Origin of the sequence: Gracilibacillus kekensis (assembly GCF_900143085.1) — a bacterium.
In the GTDB taxonomy this organism is placed as follows: Bacteria; Bacillota; Bacilli; order Bacillales; family Amphibacillaceae; genus Gracilibacillus; species Gracilibacillus kekensis.
This window is the reverse complement of the sequence record NZ_FRCZ01000010.1, coordinates 82,397-101,241: the sequence shown is the minus strand read 5'-3', so window position 1 is coordinate 101,241 and position 18,845 is coordinate 82,397. Positions and strand designations below refer to the sequence as shown.

Here is an 18,845-nt window from a genome sequence, read left to right as displayed (position 1 = left end):
ACCGCTACGGCTTGCCCACTTCGCTTTCCGAGGGGCATGCTCTTCAGCTAACTTTGAAAAGAAAAACACTTGTCAAAGTGGATCTTCAGATCATGCTAATCCCTCAGGAGTCGAAGTGGACGCCTGCGCTAATTTGATATTATACAACGCTAGCATGAGGTTGCATTATGATATTACTTTCATGTGAAAAATTCGTTTATTGGAGTAACAGGCTCAAAATGTTAACTGTCACAATAGTTGTAGAACCATTATATTAGCGCAGGCCGCCCACTTTCACTCCTGTGGGAACGTTTTACCTGAAGATCCACTTTTTTTAGCGTTCTTTGCTTAAAAAAGTTAGCTGAAGGAAAAACCCCACGGAAAGGGAAGTGGGCAGCCGGAGCGGATGTTAACCAGTTAAAAAAATTTCAAAATTACTACATTATTTGTTGCACAGTATCCGTATACTGTTCATCTTCGTATATTAACCTGATTCTTGTCAGATGTGAAATCCTTTTTGAAAATGAAATTTAACAAAAAGTTTGTCAGATTATCTAACAATATAAATGACGATATGTAGAAGTAAATTGTAGGATAGTTAATAACAAGAGATGTTAATAATATTGACATGGAAAAGGGGAAATGTAAGATGACAACTTTAACAGCAGAAAAAACGGTAGACACTGTTTCACAACTGGAATCAATTAGAGAGGAAATCAAAACAAAACATGTAGAACTACTACATTTGCAATTTGTAGATATTGAAGGGACGCTAAAGCAAGTATCAGTGACAGCAGAACAAATAAATGACGTAGTAGAAGGAAAAACAATGTTTGATGGTTCATCTATTACAGGCTTTACACCGATCAATAAATCGGACTTATATTTGTTACCAGATTTAAGCACATTTGCTGTATTACCATGGACAGAAGAAGAAGGTTACTCAGAAGCACGTTTTTTATGCAGTGTAACAAATCCAGATGGTACATTGTTTGAAGGGGATCCGCGAAATATTCTGAAAAACACTGTTGCTGAAGCAAAAGAAAAAGGATATTCCATCAATGTCGGACCAGAGTTAGAATTTTTCTTATTTGAAGCAGATGATAAAGGACAACCAACCCAACAAGTGCATGATCAAGGGGGATATTTTGAACCTTCTCCATATGACTTAGGAGAAAGAGTTCGTCTGGAAATCTACAAAACGTTGAAAAAAATGGGCTTTACCATTGAAGCTTCTCACCACGAAGTAGCACAAGGCCAGCACGAAATTAACTTTAAGTTTGATGATGCCTTAACAACTGCAGATAATGCAACAACGTTTAAATGGGTTGTGAAAACTGTGGCACAGCAATTTGGTTTGAGAGCAACCTTTATGCCCAAACCTGTTTTTGGTGAAAATGGCAATGGTATGCATGTCAACATGTCACTGTTCGATGAAAAGGCTGGAAAAAATGCTTTCTATGATGAATCTGATTCACGTGAATTATCTGAGACGGCTTACTCGTTTATCGCAGGTCTATTAAACCATGTATCATCATTTGCAGCATTTACCAACCCATTAGTGAACTCGTATAAACGACTAGTTCCAGGATATGAGGCACCTTGTTATATAGCATGGTCTGCTTCCAACCGTTCGGCGTTAGTCCGTATACCAGCAACTCGTGGTGTTGGAACACGAGTGGAAATTCGTTGTCCAGATCCATCCGCGAATCCTTATTATGCGTTTGCTAGTATTGCAGCTGCTGGTATAGATGGAGTAGAAAAATCTCTAAAAGCTCCTGAAGAAACAGTAGATGATATCTTCAGTATGAGTGATCAAGAAAGAGAAGAGCGACACATCGATAATCTACCAACAACTTTAGGTGAGTCAATTCAGGCTTTAGCTTCAGGTGAGATTGGCAAAAAAGTACTTGGAGACTATGCTTTAAATGAATATCTTTCATTAAAACAAGAGGAGTGGGATAGTTATCGTATTGCCGTAACGGAATGGGAATTAGATCGCTATCAAGCAAAATTCTAATCAAGAATAGATGTCTGAATTCCAGTAGAATTCAGACTATTTTTTTTGATTAAAATTCTGGCGACAGTTACAATTAACATAACGGAGAGGAGAATGGTGATGGATCCATTAGATGTTATGATACACGTGGATAAAATAAAGCCATATTTTCAAGCGATATTTAGTGCGGATAGTCATGAAATAGTAGGATATGAGGTTTTAGGTAAGTTAGAAATGGATAAACAATTAATAAGTCTAGGATCATTTTTTCACGATTCTTCCGTTCCTGATGACTTTAAGATGGAAATGGATCAAAGAATACAAGATTTGGCTTTTAAAAAATATTTAGATGAAAATATACAAGTCTCTTTATACTTAAATGTCCATGCTAATTACTTTGAAACAGATAAAGAAGATCAATTTCTAAATCACCTCTTAAGTTACCAAAAAGAGGGACTAGATTTATCAAAGATCGTGATTGAGATTACGGAACATCAATTTCGAAGTGACATAGAACTTTTTACACATACATTAAAATACTTAAAAACATTAGGAGTCAAAATTGCTATTGATGATCTAGGAACAGGTTCCAGTAACCTAGACCAAATTAGTTTAATGGAACCAGATATATTAAAAGTAAATCTTCAGTCTCTCCAAAATGAGTCTATGTCCATTAGTTATCATAGTATTATCTATTCTCTATCCTTACTCGCGCGAAAGTTAGGGGCGGAATTACTGTTTAATGGGATTTCTTCCAACTATCATTTTCATTATGCATGGAGAAATCATGGTCGTTATTATCAAGGTGACTTTTTATATCCTACTTCCAATCAGTTTGTGGAAATCGACATACTAAAGGACCGTTTCCGCAAAGATATCCAACAATATATAAAGGTAGAAAGACAAAAACTAACTGCTAAATTTCAATTAGCCACTAGTTTAGATCATCAAATACAAGATAAATGGAAACAAATGAAAAAGAATCGAAGTTTAGATGAATTAATAAATATGTTGGCAAAAGAGATGGAACACATCTTCTTTAGAATATATGTAACTGATGAAGATGGGTTTCAAAAAACGGTCAACTTTCTCCATATGTCCAATGAATGGAAATGGGATATTACAGCTAAAGGTAAAAATTGGAGTTGGCGACCGTATTTCATTGAAAATGTTATCCGTATGAAAGAAGAAAAAACAGGTATTTTGTCTGACATATATAACGATATTGAAACAGGTGAACGAATAAGAACATTTTCTTATCCACTAGATGATTCTCTCTATTTATTTATGGATATATCACCGATGTATTTAGATGAGCATCAAGACTTATTGTGGTAAAAAGAGGAGGAGCAGGTTGTGAAGCAGCGCGCAATGATAATAGTCAATCCAAGTTCAGGTACAGAGAAAAGCGTCCAATTTAAACAAAATGTTTACACCATCCTAGTAGAACAAGGTTATATAGTTAAACTAAAGGAAACGTCTAAAGAAGGTGATGCTTTAAACTTTGCAACAAAGGCAAGTGACGATCATTTCGATTTAATAACGATAATGGGTGGCGATGGTACCATAAATGAGGTTATTAATGGTATTGCAGAAAAAGAAGTGCGTCCCTCCTTGCATATTATTCCACTTGGCACTGTGAATAATTTTGCTAAGGCACTTGAGCTTCCCTTAAAACCACAACAAGCAATCGAATTGATAAAGAATTCTAAAAAGAAACAAGTAGATTTAGGAAAAATAAATGATAGCTATTTTATGAATCTTGTCAATATTGGGGCGATAGCAGAAGCTACTTATCAAGTAACGGCCGAACAAAAATCAAAATTAGGTTCTTTAGCATATCTAATTGAAGGGCTTAAAAAATTCTCTGAAAAAGATTTATTTTCCGTCACGATAGCTACAGAGGAGACTGATGTACAGTTAAATGTCATGTTAGTACTTGTCGCATTAACGGATGCTTTTGGAGGATTAAAAAATGCTATAAGTGAAGCAGAAGTGGACGATGGCTATTTGCATGTGTTTGCATTCAAAGAAATAACTAATTTAGAAAGCATCGCTATGCTCAAAAATTTAGTGAATGGCCAGCTAAAAGATCAACCCCAAATAGAATACTGGAAGACGAAGAATTTAAATATAGAAAGTACTCCTGATAAAGTAGCTAACGTTGATGGTGATGAAGGCTTTTCCACACCATTGCACATGTCTGTATTAGAAAAACATTTAACAATTATTTCTCAGGATAATTAATGTAGATGATATTGCGATAGTCTCTGCTTTTATTTAGAAACCAACCAGCTGTAAAACGATGTGCTGTAAAAGTTGTTGGTAACGTTAATCTGATATTAGAAACTTAGACCATTCTAAGAAATGTACTACCTCCAAAAGTGGTTATTAAAATAATCTTTTTGGGGGTATTTTTTTTGCGAGATATTCTGCTTTTACCTTTAATAATCACTTCTTTAACATTCGTAATATCCCCCATTACAAGTGAGATGAACGGACGCTGACTCCAGGATATAACAAGCAATGACAGTAAAAACTCCCACTGCTTGAAGTTTCACTTTAAACAACCTGCAAAAAAGTACCATTGAAGGAAATTTTAAAATATTTATAGTTGGTATTAACCACTATTCGAAGTGGCAAATTCATCAGAATATTAGAAAGGAAGAGTTAAATGAAACTATATCCGCTTTTTTATGACACATTGACAGATGTACAGGAAGCGATTCCAATAACTTGGGGCGTCCCATGGAAAAAAGGAGATTTAAAGGATAGTAGCGATGTTGTACTTGAAAACGATAAAGATCAACAATTGGAAATTCAATCAAAAAATTTGGCATTTTGGCCAGATGGTTCCGTAAAATGGTCAAAATACAGTGCGAATATACCTTATCAATCATTGAAGGATTTAACTTTAACGATACAGAACACCCCGTTGGAATTGAAGAAATCAACTTTTATTACGGAAGAAAGTAATGGATGGCAAGTAAGGGCTGGAAGTTTAACATGTTTTATTCCTAAGAATGGAGAGGATTGGATTCAACATATTTCAATCGATCAAGTGAAACTGATTGAGAAGGGAACTTTGATCTTAGCATTAGAAGAACAACATCAAATAAATGGAGGAAATTGGACTCGTCAGAAAGTTGGGTATAGTAAAATTAATGATGTCTCAATAGAAGAAAATGGTCAATTGAAATCAATGATCAAGTTATCAGGGGTTCATCAAGTTGATGGAAAGGAAATTGTACCCTTTATTTTAAGAGTATATTTTTATCACGAACAGCGCTTTGTTCGATATGTACATACCTTTTATATTGATGAACATCTGACAGATAAGCTGCGCATTAAAGGAATTGGCACAAAGTTTTCCAGTGTGCTAACTGGGAAAACATACAATAAGCATATAAGTGTCGCAACCGAAACAGGCTGGTATAATGAAGCCAGTCAACTTTTATTATCTAGAAAATATAGAAGGCACCAATCTTATGCAGCACAGATAAATGGTAAAGTTGTGAAAGAAAACAAAGAAAATCAAGAAGTAATTAATCAGGCGACTAAAAATGCTATATGGGATCATTATCAGTTGCTGCAATTGAACGAAAATCAATATCAGGTTTTAAAAAGTACCGGACGTACGAGTAGATATATTCGAACAATTATTGGTGATCGAGCACGTGGTGGGGTGTTTATCAGTGGGGAGAATGGTGGAGTTCTTTTCAGTTTAAAAGATTTTTGGCAGAAGCATCCATCGTCAATCAATGTGAAAAATTTATCAAAAGATAAGAATGATTGTCTTGTATGGTTTTGGTCGAATCAAGCAAATGCAATGAATCTTGAACACTATACAGATCAAACACATGTGGAAAGTGCATACGAAGGATTTGATGAATTAAGAGCAACAGCTACAGGAATTGCGAATACAAGTGAAGGTGCTATCAGTCTTTTTACTGAACAGCCCACTAATAAAGAGTTAGATTTTTATTTACATATGCATCAGAACTATCACTTACTACATTGTGATCCTGAATATTACGAGGAAACGAAAGCATGTGGGTCTTTCAGTGCACCTAAATGGGAGCATCCGGTTGAGGTTAAACTAGAGAAGGCACTTGACAACGCCATTACTTTTTATCTAAATGAAATAGAACAACGTAATTGGTATGGTTTTTGGGATTACGGAGATATAATGCATAGTTATGATACTGTAAGACATCAATGGTTATACGATGTAGGTGGCTATGCCTGGCAAAATACCGAGCTTGTACCTAATCTGTGGCTTTGGTTTAGTTTTATGCGAAAACCATCCGAACAACTTTTTACAGTGGCTGAAGCAATGACAAGGCATACGAGTGAAGTAGATCAATATCATTTAGGGAAATATCAAGGTTTTGGCTCCCGTCACAATGTCAATCATTGGGGATGTGGTTGTAAAGAGGCAAGAATAAGCATGGCAAGCCTTCATAAATATTACTATTATCTAACCGGTGATGAACGGGTGGAAGAAACTATTCACGAGGTTAAGGATATCGACCAAAAAATAGATGAATTACCACCTATGCGAGAATTTTATGATAAAAAAGGAGAATTAACACCGATACGAGTGGGGCCTGACTGGGCTGCTTTTTTATCCAATTGGATTTATCAATGGGAAAAAAATCAGTCAACTAACTATCAAAGATATATTCAAAATACAATCAAAGATGTACAAGATGCCCCTTATCAATTATTATCTGGACCAGTTTTTTATTATCAAAAAGACAATCGCAAATTAATTCATATGGAAGATGGTACCCTCGGTGATTATCATATGGTGATTGCGTTTGGAGCTCCACAGATATGGTTGGAATTAGACACAATGTTAGAAGATGAAACATGGAGAAAAATGGTTGCGGACTTTGGCGCATTTTATCATTTGACTGACGAGGAGATGAAAGAACGTACAAATGGTAAGTTGCAAAAATCAATGTTTGCCTGGCCAATGTTTGCTACAGGTTTGACAGCTTATGCGGCATGGTATTATCAGGACGAAAGTTTAGCAGCAAAAGCATGGGAAATTTTATTAAAGGACCCTCTTTTTGATTTGAAAATACAAGAAATCGATAGTTGGAAAACAATTTTAGAAAGTGAAAACATCTCAACTAATGGTATGTCTCAATGGTGTATTAATGTGATGATGTGTTTAAAGTTAATCAGAAATCACCTGCCAAACAGTGAAGTGCAAGAAAGTGATAAACAATAAAAAAAGTGATAATAAAATAGGTTAAATTGCTTTACATCAGGATTTGCAAGGTATTAAATTCAGATGACAAAAAATGAATATTGATAGAAAAATGTAAGCGTTTTATATTGAGTGTATGCCGTTACGAATTAAATAAAAGTAACGAGAAAAATTTGGAGGTGAAGTAACACAAGAAGTTTGTAATGAATCTTCATGTAATGAAAAAAAGGGGAGGAATTAGAATTGGAAAAAAGTAAAAGTCTTCTATTGTTATTATTCACATTATTATTCAGTGTTATGTTAGCAGCTTGTAGCGATGACAGTGATTCCAGTAGTTCTTCGGAAGGTAACGGTAATGATAGTTCATCAGAAACGGAATCAGATGGTGGAGAAGCTAGTGGGGATTCAGAAGAACCTTATGAAATCTCGATTATGACCAATGCTTATACACCTGAGCCACCAACACCTGAAAGCCCAGCTTGGCAAGCAATTGAGGATTTCACTAACACAGAATTAGACATTACTTATGTGCCTAGTAGTAATTATGATGAACGTTTTAATATTACGTTAGCGTCAGGCGATTTACCATCCATGATACTAACGAATAAGACATCAAGTTTCATTAATGCGGTAAATGATGGTGCATTTTGGGATTTAACCGATTACTTAGACGATTATGAAAATTTAAGTCAAATGAATGATATCGTTAAAAATAATATTTCAATTGATGGAAAAATTTACGGGTTGTATCGTGCGAGACCGTTAGGACGGATGGCTGTATCGATCAGACAAGATTGGTTAGACAATTTAGGGATGGAAACACCTACAACGACCGAAGAGTTTTATGATGTAATGTATGCCTTTACACACGATGATCCAGATGGTAACGGTCAAGACGATACGTTAGGAACAATAGTCTCTGAATATCCTGGTCCATGGGATATTATGCAGACATGGTTTGGTGTTCCGAATAAATGGGGAGAAAATGAGGATGGAACATTGTATCCTTATTTCCAAGATCCCGCATATAAAGAAGCACTAGATTATTTCAAGCGTATGTACGATGACGGTTTAGTAAACGATGATTTTGCTGTTATGGATCCAGCTAAATGGCATGACGCGTATGTTAATGGTGAAGCTGGTACTGTAGTGGACGTAGCTGATGCAGCAAGTCGTAACCGAGATAAAATGGTAGAAGCTGATCCTTCCTTAGAGGGTTCTGTCGATGTATTTGGTGCTGTTGAGGGGCCAAACGGACTTCATCACCTTCCGACATCTGGTTATAATATGATGTATGCCATCTCAACAACAGCTGTAGAAACAGAAGAGGAATTGCATAAAGTATTGCAGTTTATGGATGATATGAATACAGAAGAAGGACAAAAGCTTGGTTATAATGGTGTGGAAGGTACCCATTATGAAATGAAAGATGGAGAATTTGTACCGACTACGGATCAAGCTTTGATTTACGAATATGAAGATTTAAATCAGTTGTTAATGTTTGTACCAGAAGATCGTTATTTAACAGAACCGGTAGATGATTTAACCAAAAAAGAAGAAGAGGTACTTGCAGAAAATGAAGAAATTGTGGTTGGTAATCCAGCAGAACCTCTAGTATCTGAAGTTTACAGCCGTCAAGGTCAGCAACTAGATAACATTATATTAGATGCAAGAGTGCAATATATTGTCGGTCAAATTGATGAAGCTGGTTTAGAGGAAGCCGAACAATTATGGATGAACTCTGGAGGTAAAGAGTATATCGAAGAAATTAATCAGCTATATCAAGAATCTCAATAAATAAACAGTATCTAATAGGATATCTGTTACTAAATGTAACAGATATCCTCATATTTAAGGGGGGAAAAAATTGGCACAAATGAGCATGAAATCAAAAAAAGTGAAAAATGAGGCAGTTGTATCCACAACACAACTTACAAAAATGCAACAATTATTACGGGATAAATGGCTTTATTTCTTACTGATTCCAGGCGCGCTTTACTTTATTTTATTCAAATACCTACCAATGTGGGGTGTGTTAATAGCCTTTCAGGATTATTCACCATTTCGAGGTTTTTGGGAGAGTGAATGGGTCGGAGCAGAACATTTTTTGAACTTTTTTCAGAATCCGGATTTTTTTAGATTACTACGTAACACTTTAATCTTGGCTCTTTATGACTTAGTATTCTTTTTTCCTGCACCTATTATAGTCGCATTACTGTTAAATGAACTACGGAGACAATACTTTAAAAGAACCATTCAAACATTAGTGTACGTACCTCACTTTATGTCATGGGTAATCATTGCGAGTATTACGTATATATTTCTTACGACTAGTGGTGGAGCGATTAACGCGGCCGTGGAATTTTTTACTGGTGAAAAAATAAATTTCTTATCCAATCCAGATTATTTTCGGCCAATGATTATTGCCCAGGTAATATGGAAAGAAACAGGATGGGGCACTGTAATTTTTTTAGCTGCATTAGCTAGTGTTAGTGCTGAACAATATGAAGCAGCCATCATGGATGGAGCTGGAAGATTCAGAAGAATGTGGCATGTAACGCTACCTGCACTTCGCAGTACGATCGTGATTTTATTAATTTTGCGCTTAGGTAATTTCCTGGATCAAGGTTTCCAGCAAATATTCTTAATGACAAACTCTTTAAATAGAAGTGTGGCAGATGTATTTGATACATATGTATATTTCGTTGGGATTACCCAGGGGATGTTTAGTTACAGTACAGCTGTTGGTCTATTTAAAGCCATTGTCGGTATTATTCTAATTTATGGTGCTGATTATTTAGCAAAAAAAATGGGTCAAACAGGTTTATTTTAACTGAAAAATTTTGTAAGGGGGAGATCCTATGCACAAAATGCACAATACATCAATGGGACGTGTGTTTGATGTATTTAATCATATTTCTTTATTATTATTAGGGTTATCAACGTTTATTCCGTTTGTATATGTGATCGCTGCATCTTTTGCAACTGAGGCAGAAATCGCGGCAAGACCTTTTTTCCTTGTACCTGAAACAATTACATTAGCAGCATATGAATATATTTTTTCAACGAACACATTTATACGAAGTATTGGAGTATCTGTACTTGTAACTGTATTAGGTACAGTTGTCAGTTTATTACTAACAATGACAATGGCATATCCATTATCAAGACACCACTTATTAGGACGGAATCTTATTCTTAATTTAGTTGTATTTACCATGGTATTTAATGGTGGGATGATACCCACTTATATGGTGGTAAGAAGCCTTGGTTTACTGGATTCATTATGGGCATTAATATTACCAGTGGCGATAAATCCATTTTATTTGATAATCGTTAAAAGCTTCTTTCAAAATTTACCGACAGAATTAGAAGAGGCAGCGAGAATTGATGGCTGTTCGGATATGGGGGTTTTTTGGCGCATTGTGATTCCATTATCTAAACCAGTTATCGCAACCTTTACATTGTTTTATGCGGTGTTTTATTGGAATGATTTCTTTAATGCATTACTCTATATTAGTGATAATGCGAAATGGCCGGTTCAACTACTACTGCAACAATTAATGATGGTAGCAAACGTTGACTTTGGTGAAATGGATGTTATGTTGCAAGACCCTCCGGAAGAATCTCTGAAAATGGCGGTAGTGGTAGTAGCAACGATTCCTATACTAATATTTTATCCGTTTTTACAAAAACACTTTGCAAAAGGTATTTTGTTAGGGTCTGTGAAAGGTTAAACTTCAAATGTTTAGCTTTTTACATTAACAATTTCTGCTAGTGATAACGCTTTCATCGTTGTGGTATTATAGGTGTAGTGAGGAGTGAATTCATCTTGGAATATTTGCAAATAGGTAAAAATTGGTTTAGTAATCGTTGGAATAGTATGTATTTCCGCAAAAGTTTTTTACTTATACTTTTTATTACATCTATCCCTGGAATTATATCAGGTATTGGGATCTATATTTTTGGGTTGCAATCAACAGAAAATGAGCTTCGAAAAGTACATGCAGATGAGATTACGGCACGCGCAGAAAATTTAGATGAACAATTTAATTATTTAGAAGAATCATTAACGTATTGGGCTTTCGAGCCGAGCTTCAATTCGCAGTTATTGAACATGGATTTTATAAAGGAATTTCAAGAAACAAGAGATTTAAAGCAAAAGCTATTAGTGCTTCAAGGGAGTCACCCATTAATAAAAGATGTTAGTTTGTTTATTGACCGCAATAAACCAGTTTTAATGTCGCCCTATTTAAATGAAATAGATGACCAGAATATCCAAAATGGTTTTCAAAGTTTATTAGGATTAGATAAAAACGTTACTTGGCAACAACCTGAACAATTTACGAATTTAGAACAATACCAGAATGAAATAAGCATTACACATCAAATTCCTGGAATTGTAAATAATCCGTTCGGAGCTATTATCGTGACCATCGATAAAATGAACTTAGCGAGTATATTAGAAACATTAACACCATATAGTGATGGTGTAACCTTATTATTAAATGAAAATAATGAAGTGCTGCTATCGACATCCAATCATCAAACAGATGGATTATTAAATAACATTAATCTTTCCTTGCAATCAGATACGAGCAACCGTAATACGTTTCAGATGGATTGGCAGGATAAAACATATTCCGTTTCTTATGGTCAGTTTGATCGTATCGGATCGAAGTGGACGTATGTATCAGCGGCTCCAATATCTGCTATTACATCACCAATTGTAACGATATCCAAAGTGATCTTAATTGCCAGTCTATCTTTATTGTTACTAGCATTTTTAATGACTTGGTTTGCTTCTAATCGTTTGTATCGACCTGTGAAACATTTAGTTACTACGCTATCTTATGAGCATAAACGAAACGGTAACGCCAGGAAAGATGAATTTGAAGAAATTCAAGAACGCTTTTCAGCATTATCGAATGAGAGAGAACATTTGGAGAAGCGATTATCTCAACAAATACCTCAACTTAGGCAAAATTTTTTAGTACAGCTTACCAAAGGTTATTTATATGATTACAGTGAAGATTCTTTAAGAAAGAGAATGGAAAACTATGGTTGGATCATAAAGGACCATACATTTATCCTGTTAGATATCCAGCTAACTGGCAGGTATCAAGCTACCAGGATGAAAGAAGAGGATGATAGTTTAGTTACATTTGCGATGGCAAATATAGCGGAAGATTTAACAAAAGAGTTATTTCAACAATACACGGTTTTAAATCATTATGATCTATCTGCCGGAATATTTTTTATTGTTCCAAGCGAAACAAGTAATTTGCCTCCATCTTTACATACTTTGGCAGAACAAATAACTACGGCGATCAATCAAGTATTAGGATTAAAAGTAACAATCACCATTAGCTCTAAGACAGATCAAGTCAAACAAATCAATTATCTATTTGAGGAAATTGAAAGAGGAAAACGCTACCGTGAATTTGAAAATCAGAATCAAATTATTCATCTCAATGATGTAACAGACATTCGAGCAGAGCAACAAGTATACTATCCTTTCGAAATTGAAAAAGAGATTATTCAATGTGTAAGAAGAGGAAGAATAAATGAAGCTGAAGCATTTATTCGTCAGTTCTTTCATTATTTAATTGAAAATGGCGGAAAAGAAGTAAATGTTCAGACAAGTATCATGCAGTTATATAGTACGATTCAACATGAAATACTTCACGCTGGGATGGATCCAACGGTTTTATATAAAGGTCGTAATATGTATGAAGAGTTATCCCAAATCAGAGATAGAGAATGGATTATCAGGTGGATGGTTGATCAGGTGATTACACCATATATAACTTTTATTGAAAATAATATGAATTTGGAAATGAAACAGCTTGTGGATGAAGTAGTCCAATATATTCAGGATCATTACATGGAAGATATTTCTTTGGAAAGCTGTGCGGATCATGTAGGTACGACTGCTTACACCTTAAGTAAAGCCTTTAAAAAAGTGTTAGCAATTAATTTTATAGATTATCTCACCACTGTACGTATTGATCATGCAAAAGAATTACTACTCTCTACTAACTTAAAAATTAATGAAATTGCTGAAAGTGTTGGTTATCGTCATAGCTACTTTAATCGTATCTTTAAAAAACAAATAGGTGTGCCACCAAGTCAATTTAGAAAAATGAAATCAAACAGTTCTTAGAGAATGTTAAGGGGGGAATTAGCTTGAATCAAGAATTGTATCAACATTTTTTAGAACCTGATTCAGAATATTCACCAATGCCATTTTGGTTTTGGAATGATCTGTTATCAAAGGGAGAAATAAAAAGTCAAATTCATGATTTTTATCAAAAAGGTGTAGAAGGCTTTGTATTACATCCTAGAATCGGGATTCCAGAAGATATTGAATATTTATCAGATACATTTATGGAATACATTCGTTTTGCTGTAGCAGAAGCAGATAAATTGAGCATGCATGTTATTTTGTATGATGAGGCAATGTACCCGTCTGGCGCAGCTAATGGAAAAGTGGTGGAGAAATATCCTGAATATGCAAGTAAAGGTTTAAAATCAATCGAAAAAGAGGTTGTTCGAGGAAATCAAAACATTACATTAGGTGTAACGGATCGCTTAGTAGCATTATACTTAGCACCTACGGTAAAAGATGAAATTGCTGTAGAAAGTGTCACTACTTTATATCCTTTAAATATTGGCATCATTCAACATAAAATAAACGAAAGAGATGTAACAATAACAGTAGAGGAAGCTATTATTGAGGATTTCTTTCAACGTGGTAATCGTGCCAGAGACAATTGGTCGATTATTGCATTGATAGAAACCGAAACGATGGGAACCATTAGAGGGATTCATTCCAAACAGGATGATGGAGAAATAAATGCACCTCGTTCTGCTGATTTATTAAATCCAGAAGCAGTTCAATTGTTTATTAATATTACACACAACCGATACAAAGAAGTGGTCGGTAATTATTTCGGAAATACGATTTTTGCAATGTTTACAGATGAACCAGATATGTTAGGAAGAAATGCTAAAGCAGATTTACTACCATGGACAAAAGGATTTGAAAATGATTTTCTGGCAGAAGGCTTTCACATCGAAGATTTGCTGGCATTATTTTACGATGTTGGCCCTTCTACTATAGATATAAGAAAAGGTTATCAAAAGGCGATACATAAACGTTTACTCGAAAGTTATTACAACCCGATTAGTGAATGGTGTGAGCAAAATAACTTGTCATTAACGGGACATCCTGCGGGAAGTGACGATATTGGATTGTTAAGACCCTTTCATATTCCTGGTCAAGATGTTGTGTGGCGTTGGGTGGCTCCTGAAGATAACAAAGGAATTGAGGGTGTACATTCTACTGCAGGTAAATGTGGAGCAGACGCTGCCAGACATTATCAACGACGAAGAAACATCAATGAATTTCTAGGTGTTTGCGGCATTGATAATAATTGGAATCTATCAGCTGGTGATATGAAATGGTATATTGATTGGTTAGCAGTAAGAGGTGTAAATTTATTTTGCCCGCATGCCTTTTATTATTCCATTAACGGAAAAGAAAGAAGTCATGAACGTCCACCAGATGTAGGGCCGAACAATACTTGGTGGCCGTATTATCGCTATTTTAGCACCTATATGAAACGATTAAGCTGGTTAATGACAGATAGTGTAAATCAAGCAAAAGTAGCGATTATCACGAAAGATGATCAATTACCCTGGCATGTAGCGAAGGAACTTTTTCAGCATCAGATTGAATTTAACTATCTTCATGAGAAGACATTTGTCGATGATTTGGTATCGGTTGATCAATACTTATCCATCGCAGAAAATCAATATCAGATTGCAATTCTCGATCAATTAAGTGTAGATGAGTTACATCCAATCGTAAGGCAAAAGTTAGATGCATGGGTGAACCAAGGAGGTCAACTTTTTATTGTTGGACAAAACATGGACAGTTTTCCAGGTGCTGTGCATATTTCGACATCCGACAAAATTGTTGAACAAGTTAAAATACACCATCCGATAAGGCTAGCAACTCCTAATAAAGATATTCGTGCAAGTCTTGTTAAAAAAGGTAATTATTTTTTCTTCTTACTAGTAAACGAAGGCGAATCTTCTTTTCATGATAGCGTTCAATTAGCGATAAATGGAAGGGTAGAGCTTTGGGATCCATGGTCTGGCAGGAACCAAGCACCCGCCTTTCTTGATAAAAACAATAGTGAATTTTTATTACTGTTGGAAAGAAGGTCTTCGGTGATCATTGCGGTGGATCCGATAAAAAGCACGACATCATTATTTGACGAATCATCCATGATATCAAAATCTATACCATTAAAATGGGAGCCGGGAGTTGCTGTAAATGGTGAACATAAAGAATTGAAATGGTCTGATAATCAATTGAGAAACTGGGTGGAGTTAGCTTCATTTAAAGATTTTTCTGGGACTGTCATTTACCCATTTGAATTTGACTTTGATTCAGAGAATGTGTCAAAAGTGCAATTAGATTTAGGTGAAGTATATGAAATAGCAGAGGTTTGGCTCAATGATCAATTAATCGATGTTATATTTTGGGCACCATATCAGCTGTTGATTCCTCTCGCATATCTAAAGAATGGTTTGAATTCTTTAGTAGTGAAAGTCACTAATAATAGTGCCAATCGGATGGACCAATTGAAGCTCCCATCAGGATTAATAGGGCCTTTAGTATTAAAAATTACATGATCGGAATAGGTTGGTGAGGATATGAATAGTGATAGCTTGATAGGAAAGTTTTATCAGTTTGGTGAAGCAGTTTTGTTTCTCTTATATGTTAATTTTTTGTGGGTTTTATTTACGTTAATAGGGCTGATTATTTTTGGTTTAGGTCCTAGTACAGTTGCAATGTTCACCGTTTTTCGAAAATGGGTGATGGGTGAACATGGACTTAATACCACGAACTTATTCTGGCAAACGTATAAAAAGGAATTTATTCGATCCAATGGCATTACATGGATTGTAGGAATTATAGGCTTAATGCTACTGACAAATTTGCAATATTTTTCATTGGAAAATCCTACTTTCAATATGCTTTTTAAGGCGCTCTTTATATTCATAACTTTTTTATATTTTATCATGCTTATTTATTTGTATCCGCTATATGTTCATTATCAAAACACATTTAAAATGTATTTTAAGAATGCGTTATTGATTGCCGTTTATCAGCCATTAAGAACTTTATATGTATTAGCAGCGTGTTTTACCCTTTATTATTTATGGGTAACATTTCCGATCTTTATTTTTCTGTTTGGAGGAAGCCTTACCAGTATGGTGGTAATGTATATTACTTATATCACTTTTGCGAAAATCGAATATAAACAAAGTCTATTGGAAGTTAAACAAGAGAAAGAGGCTCAACAAGTGAACGGAAAGGAATGGAGTTATGAATAAGAGTAGAATATTTCTTGCAAGTGATTCTACATGTCAAACATATACCGAAGAACACTATCCCCAAGCTGGTTGGGGACAGTTCCTTTCTAACTATCTTTCTAATTTTAAAATTGAAAATCATGCAATAGGAGGGCGGAGTTCCAAAACATTTATAGAAGAAGGAAGATTAGTGAAAATATTAGCAGAAATATCAAAAGATGACTATTTAATCATACAGATGGGACATAATGATTCAACAAAAGAAAGACCAGCTCGTTTTACAGAGCCTTATAATGACTTCAAAAAATATTTGAAGCAGTACATCCATGGTGCCCGTGCAAAGCATGCAATTCCAATAATAGTTACACCTGTCACTCGATTACATTATGTGAAGGGAGAATTTTTACAAGATTTTGGTGATTATTGCAATGCAATTAAAGAAGTGGCAGATGAAGAAAATGTTTTATTAATCGATTTAATGACTCTCAGCAACCGTCATCTGCAATCCATTGGATATGATAAAGCAAAAGATTATTATATGGTATCTGCAAATGGTGAGGATTGCACTCATTTTACAATAAAGGGCGCAGACCAAATAGCTAAATTAATAGCATTGCAACTAGATGCCATCTTATAGAATAGAGGAGTGAAAGTTAACGTGCAACAAATGAAAAAACATGAGAGATATGTTGAACCAGTCTTAATTCGAAAACTGGATCTATCCGCTTCGGGGGAAAATTGCAAAATGTTTCTCGGTGATTTAACTGGTGACGGGAGATTAGATTTATTAATGGTACAACCAGATGGTGGGATAGATGATCGATATGTTCCACATCAAGTAGAGGCAATGACAGCATTTGATTTAGAAGGAAACCTCCTGTGGCAAGTTGGCACTCCAAATCGCTCACCAGGAGGACCTGGAAGTGATTACCCCGTACAAATTTATGATATAGATGGAGACGGTTATAATGAAGTTATTTGTGTAATGAATAAAGAATTTTTTATACTAAATGGACAAACTGGAGAGAAAAAGAAATCATTTTCTCTACCAGATGATAAAGCACATGACTGTATCATTATCGCAAACCTGTCAGGCAATGCTTTTCCACAAGATATTATTTTAAAAGATCGATATCACCAGATGTGGGCTTTAAATAAAGATTTTGAATTATTATGGACACACCAAGGTAACATTGGTCATTTTCCATGGCCTTTTGATTTTGATGAGAATGGAAAAGATGAAGTGATTGCTGGTTATGATTTTTTAGATTCAAATGGAGAAAAAAAGTGGTCATGCCTACCGTTAGATGATCACGCTGATTGTATCTGGGTAGGAAAAGTCCAAGCAAACAGCCAAAACTATCAAATCGTTATAGGTGGAAGTGTTACCGTTTTATATGATTCAAATGGTAAGGAATTGTGGCGCTATGAGGGTTCCATTGAATCACAACATATTTGTTTAGGAAAGTTTCGTGATGATGAGCAAGGCTTACAAATTGCCGGCCTAGATCGAATTATAAGAGGGACAGAATATTCAAATGGTAAAGATGGCATGTTTCTAATCAATGAAAAAGGCGAAGAGATTTGGAAAGAAAACAGGCATACAGGCGGTTGGCTAACAATTATTGATACGCTCAAGAATTGGGATGATCATCCTTTGGATTATATTTTAGCGTTCCGTCGAGGGGGAGGTATCAATCCTACTATTTATGATGGATATCAAAATGTAGTTACAACGTTTCCGGTAGATGGATATGTTAGTTTTGGCGATTTAGTGGGATCTGGTCAAGAACAAGTAATTATCTATGATCAGGGTACTACGTATATTTATGCCAGTGATACCATAGATTTATCTGCAAGAGATAAAGAACCATTAAAACAAAATAAACATGCTTATTCTGTCACACTCTATCCAGGTGGAGAATATTAATTAAAGCACATAGTCGCGATAGATATAAGACGGAGACACAACTATTTTTCAAATTTCAAACACATTATTGTGTAATAACACGATACTGTCCAACAAATGTTGTAGTAATTTTTAACTAATGCATGTGCATAGCAATCGCTATGGCTTGTCCACTTCTCTTTCAACGGATATTCTCCACTGCTAACCTTTTGAGTAAAGTGAGCTTTATAAGTGGATCTTCGGGAACATCCCGTAGGAGTTGAAGTGGATGCCTAAGCTATTATCGGACACTGGGGCAGTTGCAAGCTTCTCCTTTTGGACGATATATACTTTTATCGGACACT

General features: G+C 35.2%; 12 protein-coding genes. All 12 read left to right on the top strand.

Annotated elements, in window-relative coordinates:
* The first annotated feature begins 628 nt into the window (after window positions 1–628).
* On the top strand, window positions 629–1,999 hold the full coding sequence (gene glnA / locus BUC25_RS18125) for a type I glutamate--ammonia ligase (RefSeq protein WP_073203275.1): 1,371 nt from the start codon (window positions 629–631) through the stop codon (window positions 1,997–1,999).
* Between the two features lie 99 nt (window positions 2,000–2,098).
* On the top strand, window positions 2,099–3,316 hold the full coding sequence (locus BUC25_RS18120) for an EAL domain-containing protein (RefSeq protein WP_073203274.1): 1,218 nt from the start codon (window positions 2,099–2,101) through the stop codon (window positions 3,314–3,316).
* A gap of 18 nt (window positions 3,317–3,334) precedes the next feature.
* Window positions 3,335–4,225: a diacylglycerol/lipid kinase family protein gene (locus BUC25_RS18115; protein ID WP_084543533.1), complete on the top strand. Its 891-nt coding sequence runs from the start codon at window positions 3,335–3,337 to the stop codon at window positions 4,223–4,225.
* 427 nt (window positions 4,226–4,652) lie between these two features.
* On the top strand, window positions 4,653–7,220 hold the full coding sequence (locus BUC25_RS18110; protein ID WP_073203273.1) for an exo-rhamnogalacturonan lyase family protein: 2,568 nt from the start codon (window positions 4,653–4,655) through the stop codon (window positions 7,218–7,220).
* A gap of 222 nt (window positions 7,221–7,442) precedes the next feature.
* Window positions 7,443–8,996: an extracellular solute-binding protein gene (locus tag BUC25_RS18105; protein WP_084543532.1), complete on the top strand. Its 1,554-nt coding sequence runs from the start codon at window positions 7,443–7,445 to the stop codon at window positions 8,994–8,996.
* Between the two features lie 85 nt (window positions 8,997–9,081).
* Window positions 9,082–10,032: an ABC transporter permease gene (locus tag BUC25_RS18100; RefSeq protein WP_139251865.1), complete on the top strand. Its 951-nt coding sequence runs from the start codon at window positions 9,082–9,084 to the stop codon at window positions 10,030–10,032.
* Between the two features lie 28 nt (window positions 10,033–10,060).
* Window positions 10,061–10,936, top strand: coding sequence for a carbohydrate ABC transporter permease (locus tag BUC25_RS18095; protein ID WP_073203272.1), 876 nt, complete (start codon window positions 10,061–10,063; stop codon window positions 10,934–10,936).
* A gap of 95 nt (window positions 10,937–11,031) precedes the next feature.
* The gene (locus BUC25_RS18090; protein WP_244535215.1) at window positions 11,032–13,365 is read left to right on the top strand and encodes a helix-turn-helix domain-containing protein; all 2,334 of its coding nucleotides are present in this window, start codon (window positions 11,032–11,034) and stop codon (window positions 13,363–13,365) included.
* A 23-nt stretch (window positions 13,366–13,388) separates the two neighbouring features.
* The gene (locus BUC25_RS18085) at window positions 13,389–15,908 is read left to right on the top strand and encodes a glycosylhydrolase-like jelly roll fold domain-containing protein (RefSeq protein ID WP_084543531.1); all 2,520 of its coding nucleotides are present in this window, start codon (window positions 13,389–13,391) and stop codon (window positions 15,906–15,908) included.
* A gap of 21 nt (window positions 15,909–15,929) precedes the next feature.
* Window positions 15,930–16,613: a YesL family protein gene (locus BUC25_RS18080; protein WP_073203271.1), complete on the top strand. Its 684-nt coding sequence runs from the start codon at window positions 15,930–15,932 to the stop codon at window positions 16,611–16,613.
* Window positions 16,606–17,229, top strand: coding sequence for a rhamnogalacturonan acetylesterase (locus BUC25_RS18075; RefSeq protein ID WP_073203270.1), 624 nt, complete (start codon window positions 16,606–16,608; stop codon window positions 17,227–17,229). The genes BUC25_RS18080 and BUC25_RS18075 overlap by 8 nt, the downstream gene beginning before the upstream one ends.
* Before the next feature lie 30 nt (window positions 17,230–17,259).
* Window positions 17,260–18,522 (top strand): hypothetical protein, encoded by a 1,263-nt coding sequence (locus tag BUC25_RS18070; protein WP_073203283.1) that lies wholly within the window; start codon window positions 17,260–17,262, stop codon window positions 18,520–18,522.
* Window positions 18,523–18,845: the final 323 nt, after the last annotated feature.